Genomic DNA, 25,578 nt, shown 5'->3' on the forward strand with positions numbered 1-25,578 from the left:
GACCCATCCGCTGGTCGAGCGCTGCCCAGACCAAGGTTCAGCCGAGGCCAGGTTTTGCGCCCACCCCCGGCCCGCGATCAGGTCGGCCGGCAGGACATCATCGTCGATCGTGGTGGCGAGCCCGGCCGATCGGCCGGCGCGGCACGTCCCCGGGTCCAGGCATGGCCATGCCGGCGTTCAGATGCAGCCGCGCGCTCGAACCGGCAGTGCAAACGGCGGTGGCTCCGCACCAGTAAGCCGGGGCGACCCTGGAGGGCCGTGTCAATCGGACGTGACAGGGATGATGAACGCAGGGGTTTTTCCGATTTCACCCTGCGGCCAACGAAATGGCAGTCGAGCGTCCAACCTGTCCGGCTCTTCGGGACACGATCAGGCCCCGGAACCGGCGGCCGGCCGCTTCCGCGATCAGCGCCGGAGCTGACGCGCCGCGTCTGGCGGGAGGCGGAGCTATCCCCGCACCGTCCAATTATACCAACAAAATCAATTTATAGGGAAATGGTGGAGCCGTGGGGGATCGAACCCCAGACCTCTGCAATGCCATCGCAGCGCTCTCCCAGCTGAGCTACGGCCCCATCGTCGCGGGTCTGGAATTTCCCGCGAAGGCGTCGCCCCTACCGAGGCGAGACGACCTTGGCAAGCGGTGTGATCACCATGCCGGTCGATTTTTAAGACAAACCTCGAAGCGACACCCCGGCCGAAGCCGGGGCGCCCCTTTTCATTGGATCAATGCTCGTCGTCGTCCGTCGGCGCTTCCACGCCGAGATCGTCGTCGCCGCCGAGATCGACCTCGTCGTCGGGCGAGGGCTCCTCGTCTTCACCGGTGTCGATATCCTCATCGTCGCCGACCAGATCGGCGTCCTTCTTGACGAGTTCCGGCTTCGGCGCGTCGAACGGCAGAGGCTGTTTGGATTTCAGAATCGGCTCGGGCACCCAGGTCGACCCGCATTCGATGCAGGTGACGGGATCGTCCTTGCCGAGATCGTAGAAGCGCGTTGCGCATTTCGGACACGACCGTTTCGTGCCCCATTCCGGCTTGATCATGCCGATTCGACCTTTCGAAGAAATGGGAGTTTTGCGAGTTGACCCGCAAAGTGGGGCGCGCCTTGCCATAGCGCAAGCGCACTGTCAAAAGCCCGCGCCAATGCCCCACCCCCTGCCCCGCCCGCTCCAGATCGCCCCTTCCGGCCCGCTGCACGGCACCGCCGTCGTGCCCGGCGACAAGTCGATCAGCCATCGCTCGCTGATGCTGTCGGCGCTCGCCGTCGGCGAAAGCCGGATCGAAGGGTTGCTGGAGGGCGAGGACGTGCTCGCCACCGCCGCGGCGATGCGGGCGATGGGCGCCGACATCCGGCGTGGCGAGGACGGCATCTGGACCGTCAACGGCGTCGGCGTCGGCGGGCTGCTGCAGCCGGAAGCGGCGTTCGACATGGGCAATTCGGGCACATCGACTCGACTGCTGATGGGCCTTGTCGCCTCGCACGCCATCACCGCGACGTTCATCGGCGACGCTTCCCTGTCGAAACGGCCGATGGGCCGCGTCATCGAGCCGCTGTCGCGCATGGGCGCCGACTTCACCGCAAGTCCGGGCGGGCGCCTGCCGCTGATGGTGCGCGGGCTGAACCCGGCGGTGCCGATCGAATACACGCTGCCGGTCGCCTCCGCCCAGGTGAAGTCGGCGATCCTGCTCGCCGGGCTCAACACCCCGGGCATCACCCGGGTGATCGAGCCGGTCGCGACGCGCGACCATAGCGAGCGCATGCTGCGCGGCTTCGGTGCGGAGCTGAGCGTCGAGGAAACGAATCAAGGCAGGATCATCTCGCTCGTCGGCGAGGCCGAGCTGAAGCCGCAATCGATCGTGGTGCCCGGCGATCCCTCGTCGGCCGCCTTCCTTGTCGTCGCGGCCTCGATCGTGCCGGGGTCGGACGTGCTCGTCATGAATGTCGGGCTGAACCCGACGCGCGCCGGCCTGTTCGAGGCATTGCGCATGATGGGCGCCGACATCGTCGAGGAAAATCCGCGACTCGTCGGCGGCGAGCCGGTCGCCGATCTCCGCGTACGCCATGCGCCGCTGCGCGCGATCGAGGTGCCAGCCTATCTCGCGCCGAGCATGATCGACGAATATCCCGTGCTGTTCGTCGCCGCGGCCTTTGCCGAGGGGCGGACCATCGCCCGCGGCGCGCATGAACTGCGCGTCAAGGAATCGGACCGGATCACCGCGATGGCCGATGCGCTGGGCGCGTGCGGCGTGCTGGTCGAGGAGTATGAGGACGGTGCCGCGATCCAGGGCAATGGCGGCGGGCCGATCGCCGGCGGCGCGACCATTGCCTCGCAGCTCGACCATCGCATCGCGATGAGCATGGCGGTGGCCGGCCTCGCCGCGAAATCCGCGCTGACCATCGACGACGTCTCGCCCATCGCAACATCCTACCCTATGTTCCTCGAAACGCTGGAGGGGTTGAAGGGTAAAGAAGTGGTTGCAGGGTCATGATCATCGCCGTCGACGGGCCCGCCGCATCGGGCAAGGGCACCATCGCCCGCGCGCTCGCGAAACGCTATGGCCTGCCCCATCTCGACACGGGGCTGCTCTACCGCGCGGTCGCGGCGAATGTGCAGCGGCTCGAGCTTGACCCGACGATCGAGGCCGATGCCGTCGCCGCCACCGATTTCGACGATCACCTGCTCGATGACCCTGAGCTGCGCAGCGACGAGATCGGCAAGAACGCCTCGGTGGTCTCCGCGCACCCGCTGGTGCGGGCGGCGCTGTTCCACCGCCAGCGCCGCTTCGCGCATCAGCCGGGCGGGGCGGTGCTCGACGGGCGCGACATCGGTACGGTCATCGCGCCCGACGCCGACGCCAAGCTGTTCATCCGCGCGACGCCGATGATCCGCGCCAAGCGCCGCCATGCCGAGCTGCGCGAGCGTGGGTCGCAGGTCAGTCTGGACCGGGTGCTGGCCGACATCCGTGCCCGCGACCTGCGCGATTCGACACGGGGCATCGCGCCCATGACACCGGCCGACGATGCCGCCTTGCTGGACACCAGCTTTCTCTCTATAGACGCCGCCATCCAGCGGGCGATTGCGCTCGTGGAGGCTCGGACAGCGGCGCAGGTGGCAACACCCTAGCCGGGCGAGGCGCGAAGCGGAAACGGCGCTCATCCTTGTCGGATGGTATCTGCCGATCCTGCTTACGCGCCCTTTTTCGCTTTGTCGGTGATCTTCACAAGGGCGATGGACGCTGGGCGTCGCGACCGGCAACCGGCCGCCGCGACATTTAGGCCAAGACCGCCGGAGACAACCGGCTGGCCGGAAACATAGTACTTAGGAATCAAAGATTTATGGCCACTTCGGCATCCCCCACGCGCGATGATTTCGCGGCACTTCTCGAAGCCACGCTCGGCGACGCAGACGGCTTTGAAGGCCGGGTCGTCAAGGGCACCGTCACCGCGATCGAGAATGATCTCGCGGTCATCGACGTCGGCCTCAAGTCGGAAGGCCGCGTGCCGCTCCGCGAATTCGCCATGCCCGGCCAGAAGGCCGATCTGAAGGTCGGCGACGAAGTCGAAGTCTATGTCGACCGAGTCGAGAATGTGCATGGCGAAGCGATGCTGTCGCGCGATCGCGCCCGCCGCGAAGCCGCCTGGGACAAGCTGGAAACCGAATTCGCCAAGACCGCCCGCGTCGAGGGCGTCATCTTCGGCCGCGTGAAGGGTGGCTTCACCGTCGACCTGAACGGCGCCGTGGCATTCCTGCCGGGCTCGCAGGTCGATATCCGCCCGGTCCGCGACGTGACCCCGCTGATGGACATCCCGCAGCCGTTCCAGATCCTGAAGATGGACCGCAAGCGCGGCAATATCGTCGTCTCGCGCCGCGCCATCCTGGAAGAGACCCGCGCCGAGCAGCGTTCGGGCCTGATCCTGTCGCTGGCCGAGGGCCAGGTGATCGACGGCGTCGTCAAGAACATCACCGATTATGGTGCGTTCGTTGACCTCGGCGGCATCGACGGCCTGCTGCACGTCACCGACCTGAGCTACAAGCGCGTCGGCCATCCGAGCGAAGTGCTGAACATCGGCGACACCGTCCGCGTTCAGATCATCCGCATCAACAAGGACACGCAGCGCATCTCGCTCGGCATGAAGCAGCTCGAGAGCGATCCGTGGGAAGGTGCAGCCGCCAAGTATCCGATCGGCGCCAAGCTGTCGGGCCGCGTGACCAACATCACCGAATATGGTGCGTTCGTCGAGCTGGAGCCGGGCATCGAGGGTCTCGTCCACGTCTCCGAAATGAGCTGGACCAAGAAGAACGTCCATCCGGGCAAGATCGTCTCGACCTCGCAGGAAGTCGATGTCGTCGTGCTCGAGGTCGATCCCGACAAGCGCCGCATCAGCCTTGGCCTCAAGCAGGCCCAGTCGAACCCGTGGGAGGCCTTCGCCGAAGCGCATCCCGTCGGCTCGACCGTCGAGGGTGAAGTCAAGAACGCCACCGAGTTCGGCCTGTTCATCGGCCTCGACAACGATGTCGACGGCATGGTCCACATGTCCGACATCGCCTGGGGCGTTTCGGGCGAGGACGCGCTCAACCTGCACCGCAAGGGCGAAATGGTTCAGGCCATCGTGCTCGACATCGATGCCGAAAAGGAGCGCATCTCGCTCGGCATGAAGCAGCTCGAGCGTGGCGCTCCGGCAGCCGGCGGCGCCGCAACCGCATCGAGCGGCGGCGGTTCGGGCGGCCTCAACAAGAACGCGATCGTCACGGTCACCGTTCTCGAAGTCCGCGACGCGGGCCTCGAGGTTCAGGTCGGCGACGATGGCGCGACGGGCTTCATCAAGCGCACCGATCTCGGCCGCGACCGCGACGAGCAGCGTCCGGAGCGTTTCCAGGTCGGCCAGAAGTTCGACGCGATGGTGACCGGTTTCGATCGTTCCAAGAAGCCGACCTTCTCGATCAAGGCGATGCAGATCTCCGAGGAGAAGCAGGCAGTTGCGCAGTATGGCTCGTCCGATTCGGGCGCGTCGCTGGGCGACATTCTCGGCGAGGCGCTCAAGGCGCGCAGCAGCGAAGCCAAGAAGTAAAACCCTCTTTCGGGGCGGGCGGGTTACCCCCGTCTGCCCCGAAATGGCGATTTTTTACAAATTTGCGTCGATTCGATCCTATTCGGCGGCCAGCACTTGATATAGATAAAGGTCCGGGACGGTCGTTTTTCAAGGCACCAAAAAGGCTGGAAAAATGATCGTCATTGGGGAAAAGATCGAGCGGCCGACGGCCGCCGTGCTTTGGTCTTGAGGAGTCGACGACGCCATGATCCGTTCCGAACTTGTCGAAATGCTCGCCGCGGATAACCCCGATCTCGCCCTTCGCGATGTCGAGGCGATCGTCACGACCTTCTTCGACGAGATCTCGAAGCGGCTGGCGACGGGCGGCCGCGTCGAACTGCGCGGTTTCGGCGCTTTCTCCACCCGGGCACGCGATGCCCGGACCGGCCGCAACCCGCGCACCGGGGAAGTGGTCGAAGTCGACGCCAAGCGCGTCCCCTATTTCAAGCCGGGCAAGGAAATGCGCGTTCGATTGAACGTCTGAGGGCCAACGCGGCTTGACGCCCGGCCCGGCTTGCGCTTCGTCGCAGGCGGCGCGGACGTGGCGAAACTGGTAGACGCACGGGACTTAAAATCCCTCGCTCGAAAGAGTATGCGGGTTCGAGTCCCGCCGTCCGCACCATTTCATGGGAATTCCTGTCCACGTCCCCGATCCGTCGGCGTCGCTTGCGCAGTCGGGGCGACCACCCGCTGGACGCTGTATCGTGTTCGGTAAATAACGGGCCTGCAATCAAGGGCGGCCGCCTGCACCACGGCCTCACGTCCACCGCAACTTAGGGTGCCGGCTCGAATCCGGTTTTCCCGGCCCGCGGCCTAAATATCCTTGCCGAGGATGCCGTCATCCCTATTCTGCCCAAGGGGGCAATAACCGCGGCGAGCACAGCCGACCGCCACCGCCTGAACTTTCTTTACGGGATGGGGAGCCTGCCGCGTCTAACGGATCGGGAGGATCGTGCATGCCAGATGCCGCCAGGCACCAATGGCTCGATGAAGTGGCCACGCAATATCGCACGCCGTTGCTGCGCTTCTTCCAGCGCCGTGTAGACCGCCGCGAGGATGCGGACGACCTGGTGCAGGACGTCTTCAGCCGCCTGGCGGGGCAGGATGTCGACACCATCGCCAACATCCAGGGCTATATCTTCCAGGTCGCCGCCAACGTGCTTCGCGACAAGGCCCGCCGCGCGAGCATCCGAAGCATCATGACCCAGGCCCCGGACGGGTTCGATGTCGAGGACGAGGCCGGTTTTTCCCCCGAGCGCATCCTGCAAAGCCGGGAAGCACTCCAGATCATGATCGCGGCGCTCTATGAGCTGCCTGAAACGGTGCGAATGACGTTCAGTCTCTATCATTTCGACGGGGTGGCGCAGGTCCAGATCGCGCGTCGCATGGGCCTGTCCGTCAGTACCGTCGAAAAGCATATGGCGAAAGCCAATAGCCACCTCCTCTACCGTCTGCGGAAAGTCCGATGAACAAGCGCTTCGACCAGATGGAAGAGACCGCCGCGGTCTGGGACGCGCGCCTGCGCGGTGCCAAGTCGACATTTCGTGATCGGCGGGCATTCCAGTCCTGGCTGCACGAGGACGATCTGCACCAGGCGACGCATGACCGGCTGCAGGCGGCATTGTCGAGCTTACGGGAGAATGCCGCCCTGCCGGAACTGAGCGCGTTGCGCGATGAAGCCCGTAATGGCGTTCATGAGAACCAACGGCGCCGCCTCGCTTCCGCCGTCGCCATGGCGGCTGCCATTGTCATGGTCGTGATGATCACGCTCGGCGCCCGGACCGACTATGGCGCGGAGGTCGTGGCCCGACTGCAGGGTAGCACATTCTATACGACCTCGCCCGGCGAGCGCACCAAGGTGACTCTCGCCGATGGCTCGGTGGTGACGCTGGATGGCGCCACCCGGCTGTCGGCGCTGCTTGGCGCCGGGCGTCGCGATATCACCTTGTTCGCCGGACGCGCGCTGTTCCAGGTCGCCAAGGACAAGCATCGCCCGTTTGTCGTCAAGGCGGGGGATCGGACCATCACGGCACTCGGCACCATATTCGATGTTCGCCTCTCCTCGCAGGAACTGCGCGTGACGCTCGTCGAAGGGAAAGTCGCGGTCCGTCCCGTCCAGTTCGCCCACGGCCCGGCCGAAGAGGTCCTGAAGCCGCGACAGCAGTTCGTGGCACGCGCCGGCATTGCGTCACCGCAGGTCCGGGCCGTCGACGCGGACAAGGCGCTGAGCTGGGCCGACGGGCAGGTCTTTTTCGAGGATGAACCTCTCGCCAGCGCGGTCGAGGAAATGAACCAATATTGGCCCGAGAAGATCGTGGTCGATCCGGCCGTGGCGGATTTGCGCATCAACGGCATGTTCCGCACGAACAATCAGGCCGGTTTTCTGGAGGCGCTGCAGGTGACCCTGCCCGTCAAGATCCGCGAAGGAAATGACCGATTGGTCGTTTCCGGACGCCCTGAAACCACCGCCGACTGATCGATAAGGGGACATATGCGCTTTTCATCTCTCGCCCTCGCCGCTGCCCTGCTGCCCGCCACGGCCATTGCCCAGGACAAACCGGACCCGGCCCGGCTCAAGGCCGATGTCGAGAAGCTGGTGAGCTTCGGTACGCGGCATACGCTCTCCTCGCCCGACGATCCGAAGCGCGGCATCGGCGCCGCGCGGCGCTGGTTCGCGGAGGAGATGAAACGGACCAGCGCGCGCTGCGGGGGCTGCATCGAGGTGTCGACGGTCGAGCGCATCTTCACTGGCGACCGAGCGCCCAATGGCGTGAATATCGTCGACGTGCTCGCGGTGCAGCCTGGCAGCGATCCCAATCGGGTGGTGATCGTGCAGGGTCATATCGACAGCCGCGTCACCAATGTGATGGACATCACCAGCGATGCCCCCGGCGCGAACGACGATGCGTCGGGCGTTGCCCTGGTGCTCGAATCCGCCCGTTTGCTGTCGGGGAAGAAGTTCAAGGCGACGATCATCTATGCCGCGCTGTCGGGCGAGGAGCAGGGCCTGTTCGGCGGACAGTTGCTGGCGGATACCGCCAGGGAACGCGGCTGGAAGGTCGCCGCCGTGCTCAACAACGATATCGTCGGCAACACGCTCGGCCAGAACGGCCAGCGCGTTGCCGACCGGGTGCGGGTCTTTTCCGAAGGGATCCGTTCCTCGGAAGACCAGACCGCTCAGATGGCCCGCCGGGTCGATGGCGGCGAGGATGACGGCCCCAGCCGCGCGCTGGCCAAGGCGATCGACCATGTCGCGGATGGCATCCCCGGCGGGTTCGACGTGTTCGTCGACCGGCGCAATGATCGCTTCGGCCGTGGCGGCGACCATGAGCCGTTCCTGAAACTCGGCTATCCGGCCGTGCGCTTCTCGGTCGGCATCGAAAACTACAACCAGCAGCATCAGGACCTGCGCACCGAGAACGGCGTGGTCTATGGCGACACGGTCGACAAGATGGACTTCCCCTATCTCGCCAGGGTGACGGCGATCAACGCGGCCACGATCACGCGCCTCGCGTCCGCGCCGGCAGCCCCGGCGCAGGTAAGCCTGAACGGTGCGCTGGGCATGAACACGACGGTGACCTGGACGCCGGTGCCCGATGCGAGCGGATACCGGATCCACTGGCGCCGCAACGACAAGCAGGACTGGACCGCCCATCGCGACGTCCCCGCCCCGGCGGGCGAACTGGTCCTGAAGGACGTGATCGTCGACGATGTGTTCATCGGCGTATCCGCCCTGTCGGCGGACGGGTCAGAAAGCCTCGTCACCTTTGGCGGCCGGGCGCCAAGGCCCGCAAGGCGCTGAAGCCATGCCTCCGCGGTACGAGCACCGCGGAGGGTAATTCTATCGGTGACGCTCCGGTTCATGAATGATCGCCATCCCGGCGCTGACCGGGATGGCGATGCGGAACTGGGCGAGAGATCCGTCTAGAATTTGAAGCGGAACCCCAGACGATAGCTCCGTCCGATCAGGTCGTAGGGCGCCGAGGTGCCGAACGAGGTGCCGCTGCTCGGGATCGGCTCGGGTTGACGATCGAACAGATTTTCGACGGCGCCGAATATCGTCACCTTCTTGCCGCCGATGCTGATGTCGTAATTCTGGGCAAGCTCGAAATACCAGACCGGATCGACATGATTGAACGCCGCCGGGATCCCCGTGCGGCTGGTCTCGGGCTGGTTGGTGATCTTGCCGGCCCCAAGGTACCGCGTGGTCAGCGTCGTGCGGCTCGGGCCCACGGCATAGGTTGCCGTCATGAGGCCACGCCACCGGAGGCTGGCGAACGTACCGAGCGTCGGAGGCGCCGAATCGCCGGGCAGATTGGTTTCGTCCTTCAGCCGCTGCGACACCAGCAGCCGGAGATTGAGCGCGCCGGGCAGGCTTTCCGAGATATCGCTGAGATTGGTCCGATAGCTCGCCTCATAGTCGATGCCTTCTACCGCCACATTCTGCGCGTTGATGCCGCTGGTGAAGATGGTGGCGTTGACCAGGTTGGTGGCGCCCGCCGCCTTGACGATCGACTGGCAGGCCGCCGCATTCTGCGGCCGGTTGAAGCCGTAGCACATGTCGATGATCTGCTGCGCGCCGACTGCGGTGATCGCGTCCTGGATATCGATCTTGTACCAGTCGACCGAGACGCTGAAGCCGGGCAGCCAGCGCGGCGTATACACCCCGCCCGCCGTCCAGGTATCGGCGATTTCAGGCTTCAGGTTGGGATTGCCGCCGCTCAGCGTGATGTTCGGCACCTGCGGGCTGCCGGGCTGGCTGCGATCGAGATAGGCGTTCACGAACTGGCTGGCCGGCGCGAACAGATCGTTGAGGTTCGGCGCGCGGATGTCGCGTGATCGCGTGCCACGCAGCCTCAGGCCGTCGACCAGTTCCCAGGTCAGGCCCGCCTTCCAGGTCGTCACCGCGCCGCTGGTCGAATAGTCGGTCCGCCGCACCGCGCCGTTCAATTCCAGATTCTTCGCGACGACCGAGTCCTTCAGCAGCGGCACCAGCACCTCGCCGAAGAACTCCTTCACATTATACCCGTTGCTGCCGGGCTTGAAGTTGCCGACGTTCCACTGCGACGCGACGGAAAGATCGTCGGCCGTCGCGGAAAAGGATTCCTTGCGATATTCGAAGCCGGCGGCGATCGAAACCGGCCCGGCCCAGGTGGAAAAGGGATTATACTGGGCGTCGATCGACCAGACGTCCTGGTAGAAATCCAGATCCTGGCGCGTCCGGTATCCTTGCGCGGCACCGGTGACCCAGGCGATCGACGCGGCGCCGAGCGATCCTTCGCCGAACACGTTCATCGGCACGCAGCCATTGGTCGGACTGGCCAGGGTCGAGCGGCAGATCGGCGCGCCGACCGCGACGCCCGGCACACCGCCGACCGCGGGGTTGGTGGTCGCGTCGATGGCCTGGTTGAAGCGGGTAAGGATGATGTTGTTGTCGCGGGTATACCACACATTGCTATGGCCGCGCTGGTAATAGGCGCGCCACCTGCCGCTATCGAGGAAGCTGCCCTCCAGCGCGAGCAGAACCCGATCCTGGCGGCGATTATAGCCCGCCTCGCCGATATGCGTGCCGGGCGTATTGATCATGTCGTAGAAGAGCCGGCTCATCTGGAACGAGGTGATCTTGGCGGTGTCCATCGCCTGCTGCACCGATACCGGGATGAACGGATTGTCGCGGGTAATGACGAGGTTTGTGGCACCCTGGCGGTTATAGACCGCCGACCAGTTGATCGTGTCGTTCCCGGCATAGCTCGCCTCGACGATCGCGTTGATCGAGTCGGTGAGCTCGTAGCTGAGCCGGCCATAGACGCTCCAATGCTTGTCGTCGGGCATCAGCGCACCGCGAATGGGCATGGATTCCACCGTCCCGCCGGCCTGTACCTGGCCCTGCTGGATCGGCCCGTAGACGAAGGTGCCGACCGTGCCGCCTGGGCCGAACGACATTCCCTTCAGCGGGCCGGCAGCGATCACGCCGCCTGGCGTGCTGTTATAGCCGGCATCGGTGCGCACGATCTGGCCGGGCTGACCATTGGTCGCCGTCCAGTCCGGATTGTTCAGCAGGCGCAGGCCGGGCTGAAACCATTTGCGCTGATGCTCGTAGAAATCGATCCTGTCGCCCTTGTAATAGGAGCCGCTGAGCAGGACATGGCCGCGGCCGCCCGCGAATTTCGCGCCCCAGGCAAGATCGCCGGTAATGATCCTCCCGTCGGAATAGTCGGTCTGGCTCGCGTTAAAGCTGCCCTTCAGGCCAGTGAATTTGGTGTCGAGGATGAAGTTGACGACGCCGGCCACCGCGTCCGAGCCATAGGCCGCCGACGCGCCGCCCGTCACCACATCGACCCGCTGCACCAGGTTCTGCGGCAGCAGATTGACGTCCACCGCAGGCGACATGCCGGAGCCGACGACGCGGCGGCCGTCAAGCAGCACGAGCGTGCGGGTGACGCCGAGATCGCGCGCGCTGAGCTGGTTCGCGCCACCGGTCGCGTTGGCGAACAGCGTCGTGGTGCGCGGCGTGTTGCCCGTTCCCATCGACGGCAACTGCGTGACATAATCGGCGATGTTGGTCGGGTTGCGCTCGGCGATGTCTTCGGAGCTCAGCACGGTGGTGGGTGTCGGCGCGTCGTTGCCGTTGCGCACGATGCGCGAACCGGTGACGATGACCTCGCTCGCCGGGACTTCGCTTTCCTCCGGTTCTCCCACCCCGCCGGGAGTCAGGCTGGTCGCGCGATCCTGAACGCGGACCGCCCGCGCTGAAGGAGCATCCTCATAGTTGATCGGCTGCCGCCGCACCGCGACTGGCTCAGGCGCCATGACCTTGCGCAGGGTGAGGACACTGCCGCCCTCAGCGCGCAGACCAGTCCCGTCAAGCAGGGCCTGCAGGGCCGCACGGGGCTCGACACTGCCGCGAACGCCTCTGGTCCGCTTGCCGGCGACCAGGGCGCTGGAGAAGATGATCTCCTGGTTCGCCTGCCGGGCGAAAGCGTTCAGCGCGCTTGCCAGATCACCGGCGGCAATGTCGAAAGTCCGTGACTGCTGGGCAGCCGCGGCAGGCGCGGTGGCAAGCAATAGCGCCGTCGCCACCGCCGAGCTGCAGCCATAGATGGAAATAAACCCCCTATTACGCATGATGACCCTCCCGCCGCGTTCATCGCGGTTCCGTCCTGTGAGACGCAGGGGGGGCCTGATCCCGCCAAAAAAATGTCATGAAACGCTTGAGCGCACTGCCTTCTCAGCCGGGGACAGGATCAGCCCTTTGCCTGATCGGTGGAACCGCCCGGCCAGCGCGCCGCCTCCATCTTCTTCCACAGGCGGTGCATTATGGCCCGCGCGTTGCCCAGTCCGGCGCGGTCGGTGGTGTCGCGCCAGCGATCGGCGTGATCGAGCAGTAGCGCGATGCGTGGCCCGGGTGTCTGTTCGGCGGCCCAATTGGTGATGGAACCGGCGTTGGTCAGGGTGAGCGAGAGCGTCATCACAGCAATGACGATCGACGTCCAGCGCAGCGCATGCATCTCCCCGGCCGGGCCGGGCAGATCGACGGGGAATTCGGAGGCTATGGGCATGCCAGGCTCCTAGAAGCGGTAATAGATGAACGGGGCGACGCCTTCGAAGCGCATCGCGTCGATGACGAGGATCAGCCCGGCCAGGCCGACACCGACCAGCGGCGCGGGCATGGTGCGGATGCGGATGGCCATGCCGCTCATCCACCGCGTCGGCACAGCGTGAATCGCCAGCCCGACGCCGATCAGCAGCACGATCAGCGGCGAGGCGGTGAAGCCGGCCGGGCTGCCGAACAGATCGAGCATACCCCCGAGATAGGCCATGGCGTCGCCGAAACTCGCCGCGCGGAAGAATATCCAGCCGAGCAGCACGACGTGGAAGGTGAGCAGCAGCCTCGCCCATACCGGCAGCGGCGGCCAGCTCTTCGGCGCATGATCGGCCCAGAAGCGCTCCACCGCCAGCGCGCCGCCATGCAGGCCGCCCCAGATGACGAAGGTCCAGCTGGCGCCGTGCCACAGGCCGCCGAGCAGCATGGTCAGCATCAGGTTGCGATAGGTGGCGAGCTTGCCGCCCCGGCTGCCGCCCAGCGCTTCGATATAGAGATAGTCGCGCAGCCATTGCGACAGAGTGATGTGCCAGCGCCGCCAGAAATCCTGCAGCGATGTCGCGCGGTAGGGCTGATCGAAATTGCGCGGGAAACGATAGCCGAGCAGCGCGGCCAGCCCGATCGCCATGTCGGTGTAAGCGGAGAAATCGCAATAGATCTGCACCGCATAGCCATAGGCGGCGAAGACCAGATCGAGCGACGAGTGGGAAGCGGGATCGGCGAATACCGGGTCTACAAAGCCTACCGCGAGCTCGGAGGCGATCACCGTCTTCTTGAACAGGCCCCAGACGATCAGCAGCAACGCCATCGACACCATCGACCGGTCGAGCTTCGGCCGCGACTGGAATTGCGGCACGAGATCGGCCGCGCGGACGATCGGCCCGGCAACGAGATGCGGGAAGAAGGACATCAGCAGCAGGATGTCGAGCAGGGCCGCCGGCTCAACGCGCCGGCGATAGACGTCGACGACATAGCTGATGCCCTGGAAGGTGAAGAAGGAAATGCCGATCGGCAGGATCACCCGCAGCATCGGCAGGTCGCGCTCGAAGCCGATCGCGGCCAGCGTGGCGCCGACCTGTTCGGTGAAGAAGTCGAAATATTTGAAGAAGCCGAGGATGATCAGATTGACCGCGACGCCGCAGAGCAGGAGCAGCTTGCGGCGATCGGCGAAACGATCGTTCGCCAGGCCCGCCGCGACCGCCCAGTTCATCAGCGCGGAGAAGATCAACAGCGGGACGAAACGCCAGTCCCATGCACCGTAAAAGACCCAGCTCGCGACAAGCAGCAGGATCTTGCGCCATTCGTTCGAGCGCGCGGACCAGACGAGGGTAAAGACGAAGAGGAAGAAAACGCCGAAGGTGAGCGTCGGAAACAGCATGGTTATTCCGCGGATGCGGCTCCCCTGTCGAGGTCGGCCTGGAGGCGCCGTGCGATCTCCAGTCCGCCCGCGGTGTTGAAATGGACATAGTCGCCGCGCATCAGCGGCACCTCGCGCTGGACCCAGTTGCGGGCCGCGCAGGGGCCGCCCATTCGGGCCTGCCAATCCCACAGGGCAAGGCCCATCTCACCCGCCACCCGGCGCTGGATGTCGCGCACGGCAGCGAGGGCGGGAGGCGCGAACAAGGAGGGTTGGTCGCCCGCGCCCTCGCAGCCGACCAGCGCGCCGGGTGCGTTGGTGCGCAGCGCAGGCTGGCGGCTGAGCGAATCCGGAGCGCCGAGCAGCAGCATCGGGACGTTGCCCGAGAGCAGGCGCAGCCGGGTGATCTGCGAGCGCAGCACGGCCTCGAACGCGACCGGATCGAAATGTGGCGCGAAGCCTTCGTTGGTGCCGAAGGCGAGGACAATCAGGTCGGGGCGATAGGCTTTCAGTTCCTCGGCCATTACGGCATCGTCGGTCCGCGCGAAATGGGCGAGTTGCGATCCGACCACGCCGAGATTGGACAGGGCGATGCCGCCATCGTCGCGGAAGGTCGCCCAGGACGTGAGGGTGAGAGGACGCCCGTCAGCGACAATCTCGACTGACGCGTCCGGCACGGTCGAACGGATCGTCCGGCAGACCGGCTGCCGCGACGGCGCCGTGAAATCCAGCCGGTGCTGATCCTCTCCATCGAACCGGACGCTGACGCCGCCAGCGTCCGGGCCACCGATTGCGCACAGGATGAACCGGTCGAACGCCATGCCCGGCGCGGCATTCAACGCCATGCTTGCGCCGGCACGTGTCGCGGTCATGCTGAAGCCGGAAAGGCCGAGCGGCGGTCGCGGCGCGGTCGCGCCCTTGCCGAAGGTCGCGCCGATCGCCCAGCCGGACGACATGGAGACCGTGACGCCGCGCGTGATATAGCCGTCATAGGGTCGCCCCGGCGGCAGCACGCCCCTGCCCCCGCCGCCGAACCGCGCCTGTAACAGGTCCCGCCAGGCGCCCGTCACCGCATCGCCGGCGGTGTGGCTGTCGCCGATCTGCAGGATATGAACCGGGGCGACGCCCTTCGCGACCCGCACGGCCTCGAGCCTGGCGAAATAGGGTGCCAGCGCCTCGGGGTTGCACAGCGGCCCGGCACAGGTCGACGCCACCGCGGGCGCCGAGAGCGCGGCCATGGTCATCAATGCAAGCTTCACTTCGCGGCTTCCCCGCCCCCGGTGGCGGGCGCGCCGGCAACGGTGCGGGCGGCATCGGCATAGCTGCGGATTCGACCGGCCAGCTCGCGCGTGATCCAGAGATAGCCGGTCATCGACATGTGCACGCCGTCCGCCGCGCGGATCAGGGTGCGCTTGCCGGATTTCGGATCGTTCAGATAGGTCGCGAAATTTCCTTTCGCGTCGGACGCGACCGGCCGCGTGTCGATGAACGGCACGCCGAGCGTCGCCATGCGCTCGGCATAGAAATCGTTGATCGCCATGACATCGGTATCGAGCGATTCCTTGCCGATGCGCGGCAGGCCCACCCAATAGACCATCGCGTGATGCCGGCGCAGCAAGGCGACGTAGCGATCGAGGCGTCCGCCGACTTCCTGTTGCCAGAGCGGCCGCATGAATTTGGCATATTTTCCCTGAGGCGTGATGATCCCCTGCGCATCGTTGGCGCCGAACGAAATGATCGCGATATCGAGCGGCGCATCACCGAGTTGCTCGGCGGCATGGGTTTCCAGGTTGAGGCTCTTGTAGCGGGTGAAGCCGGTGGCCGGCTGGCTGTACTTCACGACCTCGTAACCCGCCTTGTTCGGCAGTTGCTGCTCCAGCCCCCACCAGACGCCGTCGCCGAAACTGTCGCCGAACACGCCGATCTTGATCCGGTTGCCGGTCGCGACCGTCCGGACCAGTTGCTGGAACGGTGCGGCATATTGGCGGATCAGCGCATCCTCCGCCTGGGCCGACACCGGCATCGGCCGGGCGATGGCGGGCCGGGCCGGCGAGACGGCTGCCGCGGAGGCGCTGCTGCCGGTCTGGAAGGCCCAGCCGATCGCCCCCCCCACTGCAGTGCCCAGCAGGAGAACCGCCGTCCGGTCGAGCAGGATGCGCAGCGGAGGACGATGTGGCGAAGACATCAGGTCGAGATGGCGCGCGGCATCCTGCGGCGCCTGCACTATACCTTGCAACACGGCGTTCATACTTTCAGCGGGAGAGTGTATTCTATCCAACGCCGCATTCATGCGCCTATCTAGAGCATCTTGTCTACAGACTCGCGAGTGATTGCAGAATTTTACGGCACTCCGGCAACTTTGTCCGGGGCCTGTGCAATAAATCACTTGGAGTATTACTTGGCTATTTGTTCGAGTGATGAACTCCAACTGGCGATGCACGTGACGCTGACAAGATTCCGAATAATCACCCGGAGCGGTTCGGGCAGTTTTCTCGGATAGAATAGAGATGAATTTCAATCGGATCGTCATTCGCAATAGCATTGCAATGAAGGATGATGCTCTTCATCAAGCCTCACGGTGAACGCGGCGGATTCCGGCGGGATTCGCTGATCGGACGCGACCGGATCGGCTATTGTCCGCTTCTGTTCCGGGCCGCACGACAGGCAGGTGGAAGCTGGACGCGCAAGGCGGTAGGACCGGGCGTGGTTTCCCCCTCGCCCCTTCAGAATTTCCCCGATCGAAGCGGGATTCGATGGAAGCGTGGCCGCCTTTTGGGCATCGCTTTGTGCGTTGCGGTGCTGACCAGCAGCTGCGGCCGGAACGAGCGCGGCACGCATGGCGGCCTCGTCCGGCTGTCGGACGACGAGGTGAAGAATCTCGATCCCCAGAAGATCTCCGATCTCACGTCGCTGCGCGTCGCCGAGGACCAGTTCGAGGGACTGACCCGGCATCGCGGCGATGGGCAGGCCGAGCTGGGCCTGGCGAATGCGATGCGCTGCACCGCCGACAAGCTCTCCTGCAGCTTCACCCTGCGGCCCGGCCTGCGCTTCTCGGACGGCGCACCCATCACCGCCGCTACCTTCGCGGACGGTTTTGCCCGGCTGCGCGACCCGAAGACGACCGCGCCCAATGCCAAGCTGTTCGAGGGCATCGCGACCATCGCCGCCAGTGATCGGGCGACCGTGACCGTCACCTTGCACCGCCCTTTGCCCTGGCTGACCGAATTGCTTGCCCAGCCCGCGCTGGCGGCGCTGCCGATGCACCGGATCGCCGCGGTCGGGGATCGCTGGACCAGCGACCGCCCGCTCGTCACTTCAGGTGCCTATCGCCTCACCGGCTGGCGGCTCGGCGACCGGCTGACCCTGGCGCGCAACCCGGCCTGGCATGATCGCCCGGCCCCGACCTCGACCATCGTCTGGCAACCCGCTGAGGACAAGCTGGCGGCGCTCCGGCGCTTTCGCGGGAAAGAGGCGGACACGGTCAGCGACATTCCGGGAAGCCGGATCGACTGGGTACGCCAGCACTTGCCCGGCGCAGCGCGGATCGCGCCTTATGCCGGCACCTATTATCTCGCCTTCAACACCCGCAAGCCGCCGTTCGACGATGTCCGGGTCCGCCGCGCGCTGTCGATGGCAATCGACCGCGACTGGATCGCGACCAGATTGATGGGCACCGGCGAGACCGGCGCGCTGGGCCTGGTGCCCCCGGTGCTTGGCGGGGATGACCCCGACGTTTTCGCGAACCCCGATCGTCCAGCGGCTATTCGCGGCCTGCTCGCCAGGGCGGGATATGGCCCAGGACATCCGCTCGTGTTCGATGTGCGGTTCAACAGCGGCGGCGATCACCGGCGGATCGCGGTGGCGCTGGCGGCGATGTGGCGGCCTTATGGTGTGGAGGCGCGACTGCTCAACAGCGAGGCGGCGCTGCATTTCGCCGCGCTGCGGCTCGGCGACTTCCAGCTCGCCCGGTCCGGCTGGATCGCCGACGTGCCGCGCCCCGAGAATTTCCTCGCCGTACATCTGGGCAATGCCGGCGCGGTCAATTATTCGGGCTATGCCGATGCCGGCTATGACCGGCTGGTCGCGCAGGCGCTCGACACGGTCGACCCCGCCGCACGGGCCAAGCTGCTGCGCGCGGCGGAGGAGCGCCTGCTGCACGCCGCGCCGATCCTGCCGATCTATCATTATGTCAGCCGCTCGCTGGTGGCGCCCGAGGTTCGGGGATGGCAGGATAACGCAATGAACATCCATCCCAGCCGCCTGCTGTACCGGGAGCCGCGATGAGGGCGGGCGGCGCCTTGCTCCTGCTTGCGCTGCTCGGCGCAGTGCCGCTGTCGGGCTGCGGCCGGCGGTCGGATGCCGGACCGGTCGTGGTCAGCGCGATCGGCGGGGCGCCGAAGCTCGGCGATTCGTCGCTGGGGGCACTCGACACTCCCTCCCGCCTGCTCGTCGACTCGACCGCACAGGGACTGGTTCGTTTCGACGCCGCCGGGCAAATCGAGCCCGGCGTCGCCGAGCGCTGGATCGTGATCGACGATGGCATGAGCTACATCTTTCGCCTGCGCGACGCCGAGTGGAGCGACGGCCGGCCGGTGAGCGCCGAGGAAGTGGTGGCGATCCTCCGGCGACAGATCGCCACCCGATCCGACAACTCCCTGCTGCCCTTTCTCAGCGCGATCGACGAGATCGTCGAAATGACGCCGCAGGTGATCGAGATCCGGCTGAAGCGGCCGCGCCCGGATCTGCTCAAGCTGTTCGCGCAGCCCGAGCTTGCCCTTTTCCGCACACGACCGCCGGGCGGCAGCGGCCCGTTCCGGATCACCGAAACCTATCGCGACGGCGCGATGTTGCGCCCGGCGTTCGATCCCGCCCGCTCGCCGGACGAGGAGGCTGCCGAGCCAGGCCCCGAGCGGCATGTCCGCCTGATCGGCGAGCGGGCCGCAAGGGCCATCGCGCGGTTCGCCGCGCGCGATTCCGACATGGTCACCGGCGGCACTTTCGCCGAATGGCCGTTGCTGGGTTCTGCCGCGATCGCGCAGGCCAACCAGCGGATCGACCCCGCCGCCGGCCTGTTCGGCCTGGCGATCGTCAGCCGCAAGGGGTTCCTCGCCGAGGCGGCGAACCGTGCGGTCGTCGCCCGGTCGGTGGATCGCCAGGCGATCGTCACCGCCTTCGCGCCCGGCTGGAATGCGACGTCCCAACTCCTGCCCGACCGGCTCGATTCGGGGGCGGCGCCAACCCCCGGCTGGGTCGCCTCGGCGACCGATACGACGTCCGCGATCGACCGGGTCAATAACTGGCGCGCCGCGCATGACGGACCATTGTTGCTGCGCATAGCCCTTCCACCCGGGCCGGGCTCGACGATCCTGTACGGCATCGTCGCGGCGGGGCTCCAGCGGATCGGCATCGATACGCAGCGGGTCGCGATCGGCGCCGATGCCGATCTGCGCCTGATCGACGCGGTTGCTCCTTATGACAGCGCACGCTGGTATCTCGCCACCGCGTGCCAGCCTTGCGGCGCGGACGCCCAGACAGCGGTCGATGCAGCCCGCGACGCGCCGACGCTCGTGTTACGCGCCGCCCGGATCGCCGAGGCGGATGCGGCGGTTGCGGCGGATATCGCTTATATTCCGGTCGCCCGGCCGCTGCGCTGGTCGCTCGTCGCGCTGCGACTGGGGCAGTGGCAGGGGAACTCTCGCGCCTGGCACCCGTTGAATCACCTGCGTAACGACACCAAATGAGGTGATATGGCCAACCGTGCGACCCGAATGAGTCCCGAACCCCTTGGCGCGATCGCGGGCAGCCTGACCGGTAGCGACGCCGCGTCGGTGCGCAAACGCATCGTCGCGATGGAGCATCTGCTCGAAGGGCTGTTCACCATCCCGGGTACCAACCGCAAGGTCGGGCTCGACGTGATCCTCGACATCGTCCCGATCGGCGGCGGCGCGGTCGCCGCGCTGATGGGCGCATGGATGGCGTGGGAGGCCCGGAACCTGGGCATGTCAAAATCCCAGGTCGCGCGGATGGCCGGCAATATCGGCGTCGACTTCCTGCTCGGCCTGATCCCCTGGGTCGGCGCGGTGCCCGATTTCTTCTTCCGGTCGAACACCCGCAATCTGAAAATCATCAAACGCCATCTCGACAAGCACCACCCCTCGACGGTGGTGATCGACCAATAGCGTTTTGCGCGTCCGCCTCAGCGCGGCCCGCGCCAGATCTTCAATGCTGCCGTCGCCGGAAGACCGCCGCTGCCCGGCCTGCAGCGTTCATAGGCAAATCGCTTGTCGAGGCAGATCCACAGTTCGTCGAGCCAGCCTTGCCGATTGGCGGTCACCCGGATCGCGTTCGCCGGCAGGCCGGGATTGGCCTTCGCCATCGCCGCGGTGAAGCCGCCTACCGTCACGGCAGCGCGCGAGAGCGCATCCATGTCCGGATACCGCAACTTGGCATAAAGCCCGGTCGATCGCGCGAAATAGGCGGCCGGCGTGGTGCGCATGCAGGTGCCGTGCTTGGCCCATTCATGCTGAAGCAATTGCACCGAGGGGGTCGCGCAGAGATGCTTGCGGATCACCTGACGCGGCAGGATCGTCGTCGCGGCGCAATATTGCGGCCATTCCTTGCCGACGCCGTCCGGCCATAGCCCGTGCAGGGTGAAGCCGAAGCGATTGCCGCTGCCGCATTCGAGCCGTGCCGAGGCGTTGCGCGCACTGTCGTGGCAATATTGCGGGGCCCAGGTGACGGCCAGCGTATAGCCGCCGATCGGCAGCACGCGCTTCGGCTCGCTGCGGCTCGGCAAATCGGGGCGGGGACGCGCGAGATTGGCGGGAATCGCGCATTGATAGGCCTGGGCCTGGGCGACGCCCGGCGCGGCGGCGAGCAGGGCCGCGATGATGAGCGCCGGCTTCATGCGGCGGCTCCCGCCCTGGCGCCGAACCAGGGCCGTGCGTCCGGGCGGAACAGCATCACGACCGCATAGGCCTGAAGCACGGTCGAGAACAGGCCGAGCAGGCCGCTCAGCCCAAGCGAATAGCGCCCGCTCGGGATCGCATACAGCGTCCACGCCAGTGCCAGCGCGATGAAGATGGCGAGTATCCATTTGGCGATCATGCTCCCCTTGCGTGCGACCAGAAACCACAGGACCAGAGCGATGACGAAACCGATCGCGGTCATGAGCGGCAGGGTCGCGTCACCGAACATCTGGGGCTTAAGCAACGCCCGCTCCTCCCGCTCCGACCAGGACAGGACGGTGTTCACCACATCCACGCCGATGGCGGCGAGATAGAAGCGTTCGAACTGAATGATCGATTTCGGCCGTTCCATCGACTCCCCCCCACCAGCGCTGTCGGCGACAGCTTAGTCCTCTTTTGTTCTCATGCAACCGTCAGGTGGCGGCGGTGAAATCAAGCCCGATGTCCGCCGCCGGAGCGGACTGAGTCAGCCGCCCGACGCTGATGAAGGTCACGCCGGTTTCAGCGATCGCGCGGATCGTATCGAGCCGTACGCCGCCCGATGCCTCGGTCGGCACGCGGCCGCCGATCAGGGTCACCGCGCCGCGCAGCATCGGCGGGTCCATATTGTCGAGCAGCAGATGCGTCGCGCCGGCAGCCAGGGCGGGTTCGATCTGGTCAGTCGAATCGACTTCCACGATGATGCGCGCGATCCCCGCCTCCTTCGCGCGCCGCACCGCCTCGCCGATCCCGCCGGCGACCGCGACGTGATTGTCCTTGATCATCGCCGCGTCCCACAGCCCCATGCGGTGATTGGTCGCCCCGCCCATCCGCGTGGCGTATTTCTCCAGCACGCGCAGGCCCGGGATGGTCTTGCGGGTATCGAGCAAGGTGGCGCCGGTGCCGAGGATCCTGTCGACATAGCTGCGCGTCAGCGTTGCGATGCCCGACAGATGCTGGACGGTGTTGAGCGCCGAGCGCTCCGCCGTCAGCATCGCCCGGGCGCTGCCCTCCAGCCGCATCAGGTCGGTGCCCGCTGCGACCCGGTCGCCATCCTGGACCAGCCGCTCGATCCGCACCTGGGGATCGAGCGACCGGAAAAAGGCCTCGGCGATCGGCAGGCCGGCAACGACGATCGCGTCGCGGCTGTCCATCACGCCGGTGAAGCGGGCATCGGCCGGAATGACGGCGGTCGAGGTGATGTCGCCCGCATCGCCAAGATCCTCGGCCAGCGTCGCGGCGACAAAGGCCGGCAGGTCGAAACCGGGCAAAGCCCAGTCAGCCGCGCCGTCCGGCAGTGCCGGAGAGAGAGTGCCCGACATCATCATCCGCTCCGCCGCTGCTTTGGGTCAGCATTGTCGACACCCGGCGGCGAACGCAAGCATCCAGCCCGTCGCTGCGCAACAAAACCGATGCATCGCCCGATGCCGAAACCGCCCATGTCCGCCAACCACCCGCCGACGTTACACCTCGGGCAGCAGGTGCCCGTCGATCGCGACGGGAATCGCCTCGATCAGAACGAACACCACGCGACAGGGTTCGGTCCCGGGGTTGCGCCAGAGATGACTCGTGCCGCGCTGGATGACGATGTCGCCGGTCTCGAGATGCTCGACCTCGCCACCGTCGAGCTGCAGCTCGATCTCGCCATCCAGGATGATGGCATAGTCGATCGACCAGCTGCGGTGGGTGCGTGATTTCCGGCCCGGCAGGAAATCGACGACGCGGATCATCGATCCGCCTTCGTCGCCCGGCATCCGATCCCCGTCGCTGTCGTCATTGAGATTGGCGGGCACCTCGGGTGTCGCCCAGACCTGCGCCAGGGCTGCCTCCCCCGTGCCGGTGGTGACCGGGCGCAAGGTGTCGATGCTGTCCACGATCGACCAGCCGGCATCGTCATGCCCGGTCACGATCCGGCGGAACGGCGCGGTCATAACCGGACCACCGGGCAGGCCCTTCGCTTTTTTCTTGCGGAAGAACATGATCCTACTCCCCTCCCGCCTGGGCGACCCTAGTCGCCCGTCACCTTGACCGGCCCGAGATCGCCCATGCCGACCGTTGCGCTGGCCATGGACAGCATCGCGTCGAGGCTCTTCTTGGCGCGGAGGCGCAGGCCCTCCTCGATCTCGATGCGCGGCTCGAGATCGCGCAGCGCGACGTACAGCTTCTCCATCGTGTTGAGCGCCATGTACGGGCAGATGTTGCAGTTGCAGTTGCCGTCGGCACCGGGCGCGCCGATGAAATTCTTGTCCGGCACCGCCTTCTGCATCTGGTGGATGATGTGCGGCTCGGTCGCGACGATCAGCGTGTCGCCCTCCATCGCCAGCGCATATTCCAGGATGCCGCGGGTCGAGCCGACATAATCGGCATGGTCGAGGATATAGGGCGGGCATTCCGGATGCGCGACGACGGGCGCGCCGGGATGCTGTAGCTGGAGCTTGAGCAGCTCGGTTTCGCTGAACGCCTCGTGCACGATGCACACGCCCGGCCAGAGCAGCATGTCGCGCCCGGTCTTGCGCGCGAGATAGCCGCCGAGATTCTTGTCCGGGCCGAAGATGATCTTCTGGTCCTTCGGAATCTGGGCGAGGATCTTTTCGGCCGAAGAACTGGTGACGATGATGTCGCTGAGCGCCTTCACCTCGCAGGAGGAGTTGATGTAGGTCAGCGCGATATGATCGGGGTGCGCGGCGCGGAAGGCGGCGAACTGCTCGGGCGGGCAGCTGTCCTCCAGGCTGCATCCGGCGTTCATGTCGGGCAGCACCACGATCTTCTGGGGCGACAGGATCTTCGCGGTCTCGGCCATGAAGCGCACGCCGCAAAAGGCGATGACGTCGGCGTCGGTCGCTTCGGCCTTCTTGCTGAGATCGAGGCTGTCGCCGACGAAATCGGCAATGTCCTGGATCTCCGGCTTCTGGTAATAATGGGCGAGGATGACTGCGTTGCGCTCCTTGCGGAGCCGATCGATCTCGGCCCTGAGGTCGAGCCCGGTGAGCGTGCCGCCGATGCCGTTACGTGCGTCCATGGTTACTTCCTATTCCCCAAAACCTGGTCGAGCGAGCGGGTCGTGTCCCACACCTCGCTATTGTCCTTCGCCTCGTCGGCGAAGCGCACCTTCACCGTCACGTCCATGCCCGCCGCCTTGAGCGGCATGGCGAAACTCCGCTCCACCGCCCGGCGTGTGGCGTCGCGGGCGAGGTTCATCGGTACCGCTTCATGCGCCTGGCGCACCAGCTCCTGCTGACCGGCGCGGCGATTGGCATCCTGCAGCTTCGCATCGGCATCGGTAAAGGCCGACAAGATGCCGCCTTCGCCATATTCGCGCATCTGGGTGAGGTCGATCTGCGGCGGGGAGACCTCGATGGGCGGCAGCACCACGCCAAGCGTGCGCGTGCCGGCATCCCAGGACACGTCCTTCTGCCGCAGCTTGGCGAGATCGACCTCGTAGCGGACCATGCCGGGCATGATCAGCGTCTTCTTCGCGCTCAGCCCGAATTGCGACTGAGTCGATGTCGTCACCGCCACGAACCGCGCGGCGAAGGCCGACAGGCGGTTCTGCTCCTTCAGGCCCTGAAGCGAGGCGCTCGCGATCGTCACCGGATCGGGGCCCTTCATCTTGCCGCTGACATAATAGCCGAGCGCCCAGAAGGCGCCCGCGATGAACAGGGCGATCAGCGCCAGCGCGCCGGCGAACTTGCCGAGGAACTTCATGCGGCCATCTCCCAGTCGTCGCCCCTGAGGGAGACAACGCCCCGGTCGCGCAGATCGATCAGATGGGCAAGCACGGATCGCTCCGCCGCGGGAAACAGTCGAGGGTCGATGCCGACATACATGCGCTCGACCATCGCCGGAATCGCCCGGGGCTCGGCACGGAGCAGGCGGAGGATCTGGCCCTCGCGCTGCTTGCGATGGCCGATCATGCCGCGGACGAGGCGCCGGGGATTCTCCACCGGATCGCCATGCGCCGGGTAATAGATGCGGTCGTCGCGGTGCATCAGCTTGTCGAGGCTCGCCATATAGGCCGCCATGTCGCCATCCGGCGGCGAGACGATGGTGGTCGACCAGCCCATCACATGATCGCCGGAGAACAGCGCCTTGCTCTCGGACAGCGCGAAGGCGAGATGGTTCGAGGTATGGCCCGGCGTGGCGACGGCAGTGAGCGTCCAGCCTTCGCCGGATACCGACTCCCCATCGGCCAGCACACGATCCGGCGCATAGTCGCCATCGAACGACGCGTCGGCGCGGGGGCCGAGATCGTCGAGCGCCAGCGGGGCGCAGCCGATGATCGGCGCGCCGGTCGCTGCCTTCAGCGCGCGCGAGGCCGGGCTGTGGTCGCGGTGGGTATGGGTGATGATGATGGCGGTGACGGGGCGACCCGCGATCGCGCGGATCAGCGCCTCGACATGGCCGGCATCGTCGGGCCCTGGATCGATCACGGCCAGATCGCGCGTGCCGACCAGATGCGTCTGGGTGCCGGTGTAGGTGAAAGGCGACGGATTGGGCGCGAGGATGCGGGTGACGAGCGGTTCGAGCTGCTCGGCGACGCCAGGTAGTTGCTCGCTCATGATGGCGAGATGGCGGGTCGGC

General features: G+C 66.1%; 23 protein-coding genes and 2 tRNA genes. 11 read left to right on the plus strand and 14 right to left on the minus strand.

All coding sequences use genetic code 11. From position 1 onward, the window contains the following. Positions 1 to 496: 496 nt before the first annotated feature. A tRNA-Ala gene (locus ACZ1I2_RS18890) sits at positions 497 to 572 on the minus strand. A 151-nt stretch (positions 573 to 723) separates the two neighbouring features. Further along, positions 724 to 1,041, minus strand: coding sequence for an FYDLN acid domain-containing protein (locus ACZ1I2_RS18895; RefSeq protein ID WP_465172646.1), 318 nt, complete (start codon positions 1,039 to 1,041; stop codon positions 724 to 726). 100 nt (positions 1,042 to 1,141) lie between these two features. On the opposite strand from ACZ1I2_RS18895, the gene aroA reads away from it, so the two are divergent. The 8 genes from aroA (at position 1,142) to ACZ1I2_RS18935 (ending at position 8,892) form a co-directional block, all read left to right on the plus strand. Continuing rightward, positions 1,142 to 2,488, plus strand: coding sequence for a 3-phosphoshikimate 1-carboxyvinyltransferase (gene aroA / locus ACZ1I2_RS18900; protein ID WP_465176224.1), 1,347 nt, complete (start codon positions 1,142 to 1,144; stop codon positions 2,486 to 2,488). After that, positions 2,485 to 3,123 (plus strand): (d)CMP kinase, encoded by a 639-nt coding sequence (gene cmk, locus ACZ1I2_RS18905; protein ID WP_465172644.1) that lies wholly within the window; start codon positions 2,485 to 2,487, stop codon positions 3,121 to 3,123. Before aroA ends, cmk begins: the two co-directional genes overlap by 4 nt. Positions 3,124 to 3,335: 212 nt before the next feature. Further along, on the plus strand, positions 3,336 to 5,069 hold the full coding sequence (rpsA, locus tag ACZ1I2_RS18910) for a 30S ribosomal protein S1 (protein ID WP_465172643.1): 1,734 nt from the start codon (positions 3,336 to 3,338) through the stop codon (positions 5,067 to 5,069). Between the two features lie 226 nt (positions 5,070 to 5,295). Further along, complete coding sequence (gene ihfB / locus ACZ1I2_RS18915) at positions 5,296 to 5,574, plus strand: integration host factor subunit beta (RefSeq protein WP_465172642.1); 279 nt, start codon at positions 5,296 to 5,298, stop codon at positions 5,572 to 5,574. A 51-nt stretch (positions 5,575 to 5,625) separates the two neighbouring features. Next, positions 5,626 to 5,712: transfer RNA gene (locus ACZ1I2_RS18920), tRNA-Leu, on the plus strand. Positions 5,713 to 6,106: 394 nt separating this feature from the next. Beyond that, the gene (locus ACZ1I2_RS18925; protein ID WP_465181498.1) at positions 6,107 to 6,559 is read left to right on the plus strand and encodes an RNA polymerase sigma factor; all 453 of its coding nucleotides are present in this window, start codon (positions 6,107 to 6,109) and stop codon (positions 6,557 to 6,559) included. Continuing rightward, positions 6,556 to 7,566: a FecR family protein gene (locus ACZ1I2_RS18930; protein WP_465176222.1), complete on the plus strand. Its 1,011-nt coding sequence runs from the start codon at positions 6,556 to 6,558 to the stop codon at positions 7,564 to 7,566. Before ACZ1I2_RS18925 ends, ACZ1I2_RS18930 begins: the two co-directional genes overlap by 4 nt. A gap of 15 nt (positions 7,567 to 7,581) precedes the next feature. Then, positions 7,582 to 8,892 (plus strand): M28 family peptidase, encoded by a 1,311-nt coding sequence (locus ACZ1I2_RS18935; RefSeq protein ID WP_465176221.1) that lies wholly within the window; start codon positions 7,582 to 7,584, stop codon positions 8,890 to 8,892. 122 nt (positions 8,893 to 9,014) lie between these two features. Here the strand turns inward: ACZ1I2_RS18935 and ACZ1I2_RS18940 are convergent, their stop codons facing one another. From ACZ1I2_RS18940 to ACZ1I2_RS18960, 5 genes are all read right to left on the minus strand, one after another. Then, on the minus strand, positions 9,015 to 12,215 hold the full coding sequence (locus ACZ1I2_RS18940; RefSeq protein WP_465172638.1) for a TonB-dependent receptor domain-containing protein: 3,201 nt from the start codon (positions 12,213 to 12,215) through the stop codon (positions 9,015 to 9,017). Between the two features lie 119 nt (positions 12,216 to 12,334). Beyond that, a complete protein-coding gene (locus tag ACZ1I2_RS18945) occupies positions 12,335 to 12,649 on the minus strand; it encodes a hypothetical protein (protein WP_465176220.1) in 315 nt (104 codons plus the stop codon). 9 nt (positions 12,650 to 12,658) lie between these two features. Further along, complete coding sequence (locus tag ACZ1I2_RS18950) at positions 12,659 to 14,071, minus strand: MBOAT family O-acyltransferase (RefSeq protein WP_465176219.1); 1,413 nt, start codon at positions 14,069 to 14,071, stop codon at positions 12,659 to 12,661. A gap of 2 nt (positions 14,072 to 14,073) precedes the next feature. Further along, positions 14,074 to 15,309, minus strand: a complete 1,236-nt coding sequence (locus ACZ1I2_RS18955) for a GDSL-type esterase/lipase family protein (RefSeq protein ID WP_465176218.1) — start codon at positions 15,307 to 15,309, stop codon at positions 14,074 to 14,076. Further along, positions 15,306 to 16,289, minus strand: a complete 984-nt coding sequence (locus tag ACZ1I2_RS18960; RefSeq protein ID WP_465181499.1) for an SGNH/GDSL hydrolase family protein — start codon at positions 16,287 to 16,289, stop codon at positions 15,306 to 15,308. The genes ACZ1I2_RS18955 and ACZ1I2_RS18960 overlap by 4 nt, the downstream gene beginning before the upstream one ends. 557 nt (positions 16,290 to 16,846) lie before the next feature. Between ACZ1I2_RS18960 and ACZ1I2_RS18965 the strand changes: the two genes are divergently transcribed. Genes ACZ1I2_RS18965 through ACZ1I2_RS18975 form a run of 3 tightly spaced genes read left to right on the plus strand, consistent with a single transcriptional unit; the run spans position 16,847 to position 20,229 of the window. After that, positions 16,847 to 18,334, plus strand: a complete 1,488-nt coding sequence (locus tag ACZ1I2_RS18965) for a peptide ABC transporter substrate-binding protein (RefSeq protein WP_465176216.1) — start codon at positions 16,847 to 16,849, stop codon at positions 18,332 to 18,334. Then, complete coding sequence (locus ACZ1I2_RS18970; RefSeq protein WP_465176215.1) at positions 18,331 to 19,791, plus strand: ABC transporter substrate-binding protein; 1,461 nt, start codon at positions 18,331 to 18,333, stop codon at positions 19,789 to 19,791. Before ACZ1I2_RS18965 ends, ACZ1I2_RS18970 begins: the two co-directional genes overlap by 4 nt. A 27-nt stretch (positions 19,792 to 19,818) precedes the next feature. Next, entirely contained in the window at positions 19,819 to 20,229 is a 411-nt protein-coding gene (locus ACZ1I2_RS18975) for a DUF4112 domain-containing protein (protein WP_465176214.1), read from the plus strand. 17 nt (positions 20,230 to 20,246) lie between these two features. Here the strand turns inward: ACZ1I2_RS18975 and ACZ1I2_RS18980 are convergent, their stop codons facing one another. The 7 genes from ACZ1I2_RS18980 to ACZ1I2_RS19010 all read right to left on the minus strand — a co-directional run bounded on the left by ACZ1I2_RS18980 (position 20,247) and on the right by ACZ1I2_RS19010 (position 25,556). Next, positions 20,247 to 20,957, minus strand: coding sequence for a ribonuclease T2 family protein (locus tag ACZ1I2_RS18980; protein ID WP_465176213.1), 711 nt, complete (start codon positions 20,955 to 20,957; stop codon positions 20,247 to 20,249). Then, entirely contained in the window at positions 20,954 to 21,370 is a 417-nt protein-coding gene (locus ACZ1I2_RS18985) for a hypothetical protein (protein WP_465172629.1), read from the minus strand. The genes ACZ1I2_RS18980 and ACZ1I2_RS18985 overlap by 4 nt, the downstream gene beginning before the upstream one ends. Positions 21,371 to 21,431: 61 nt before the next feature. After that, complete coding sequence (nadC, locus tag ACZ1I2_RS18990) at positions 21,432 to 22,322, minus strand: carboxylating nicotinate-nucleotide diphosphorylase (RefSeq protein WP_465176212.1); 891 nt, start codon at positions 22,320 to 22,322, stop codon at positions 21,432 to 21,434. A 138-nt stretch (positions 22,323 to 22,460) separates the two neighbouring features. Then, positions 22,461 to 22,976, minus strand: coding sequence for a cupin domain-containing protein (locus tag ACZ1I2_RS18995; protein WP_465176211.1), 516 nt, complete (start codon positions 22,974 to 22,976; stop codon positions 22,461 to 22,463). 29 nt (positions 22,977 to 23,005) lie between these two features. Beyond that, the gene (gene nadA, locus ACZ1I2_RS19000) at positions 23,006 to 24,016 is read right to left on the minus strand and encodes a quinolinate synthase NadA (RefSeq protein ID WP_465172626.1); all 1,011 of its coding nucleotides are present in this window, start codon (positions 24,014 to 24,016) and stop codon (positions 23,006 to 23,008) included. A gap of 2 nt (positions 24,017 to 24,018) precedes the next feature. Then, on the minus strand, positions 24,019 to 24,702 hold the full coding sequence (locus ACZ1I2_RS19005) for a DUF4230 domain-containing protein (protein ID WP_465176210.1): 684 nt from the start codon (positions 24,700 to 24,702) through the stop codon (positions 24,019 to 24,021). After that, complete coding sequence (locus ACZ1I2_RS19010; RefSeq protein ID WP_465176209.1) at positions 24,699 to 25,556, minus strand: MBL fold metallo-hydrolase; 858 nt, start codon at positions 25,554 to 25,556, stop codon at positions 24,699 to 24,701. The genes ACZ1I2_RS19005 and ACZ1I2_RS19010 overlap by 4 nt, the downstream gene beginning before the upstream one ends. Between the last annotated feature and the right edge of the window lie 22 nt (positions 25,557 to 25,578).

Source organism: Sphingomonas sp. BL-S-29, assembly GCF_055521495.1.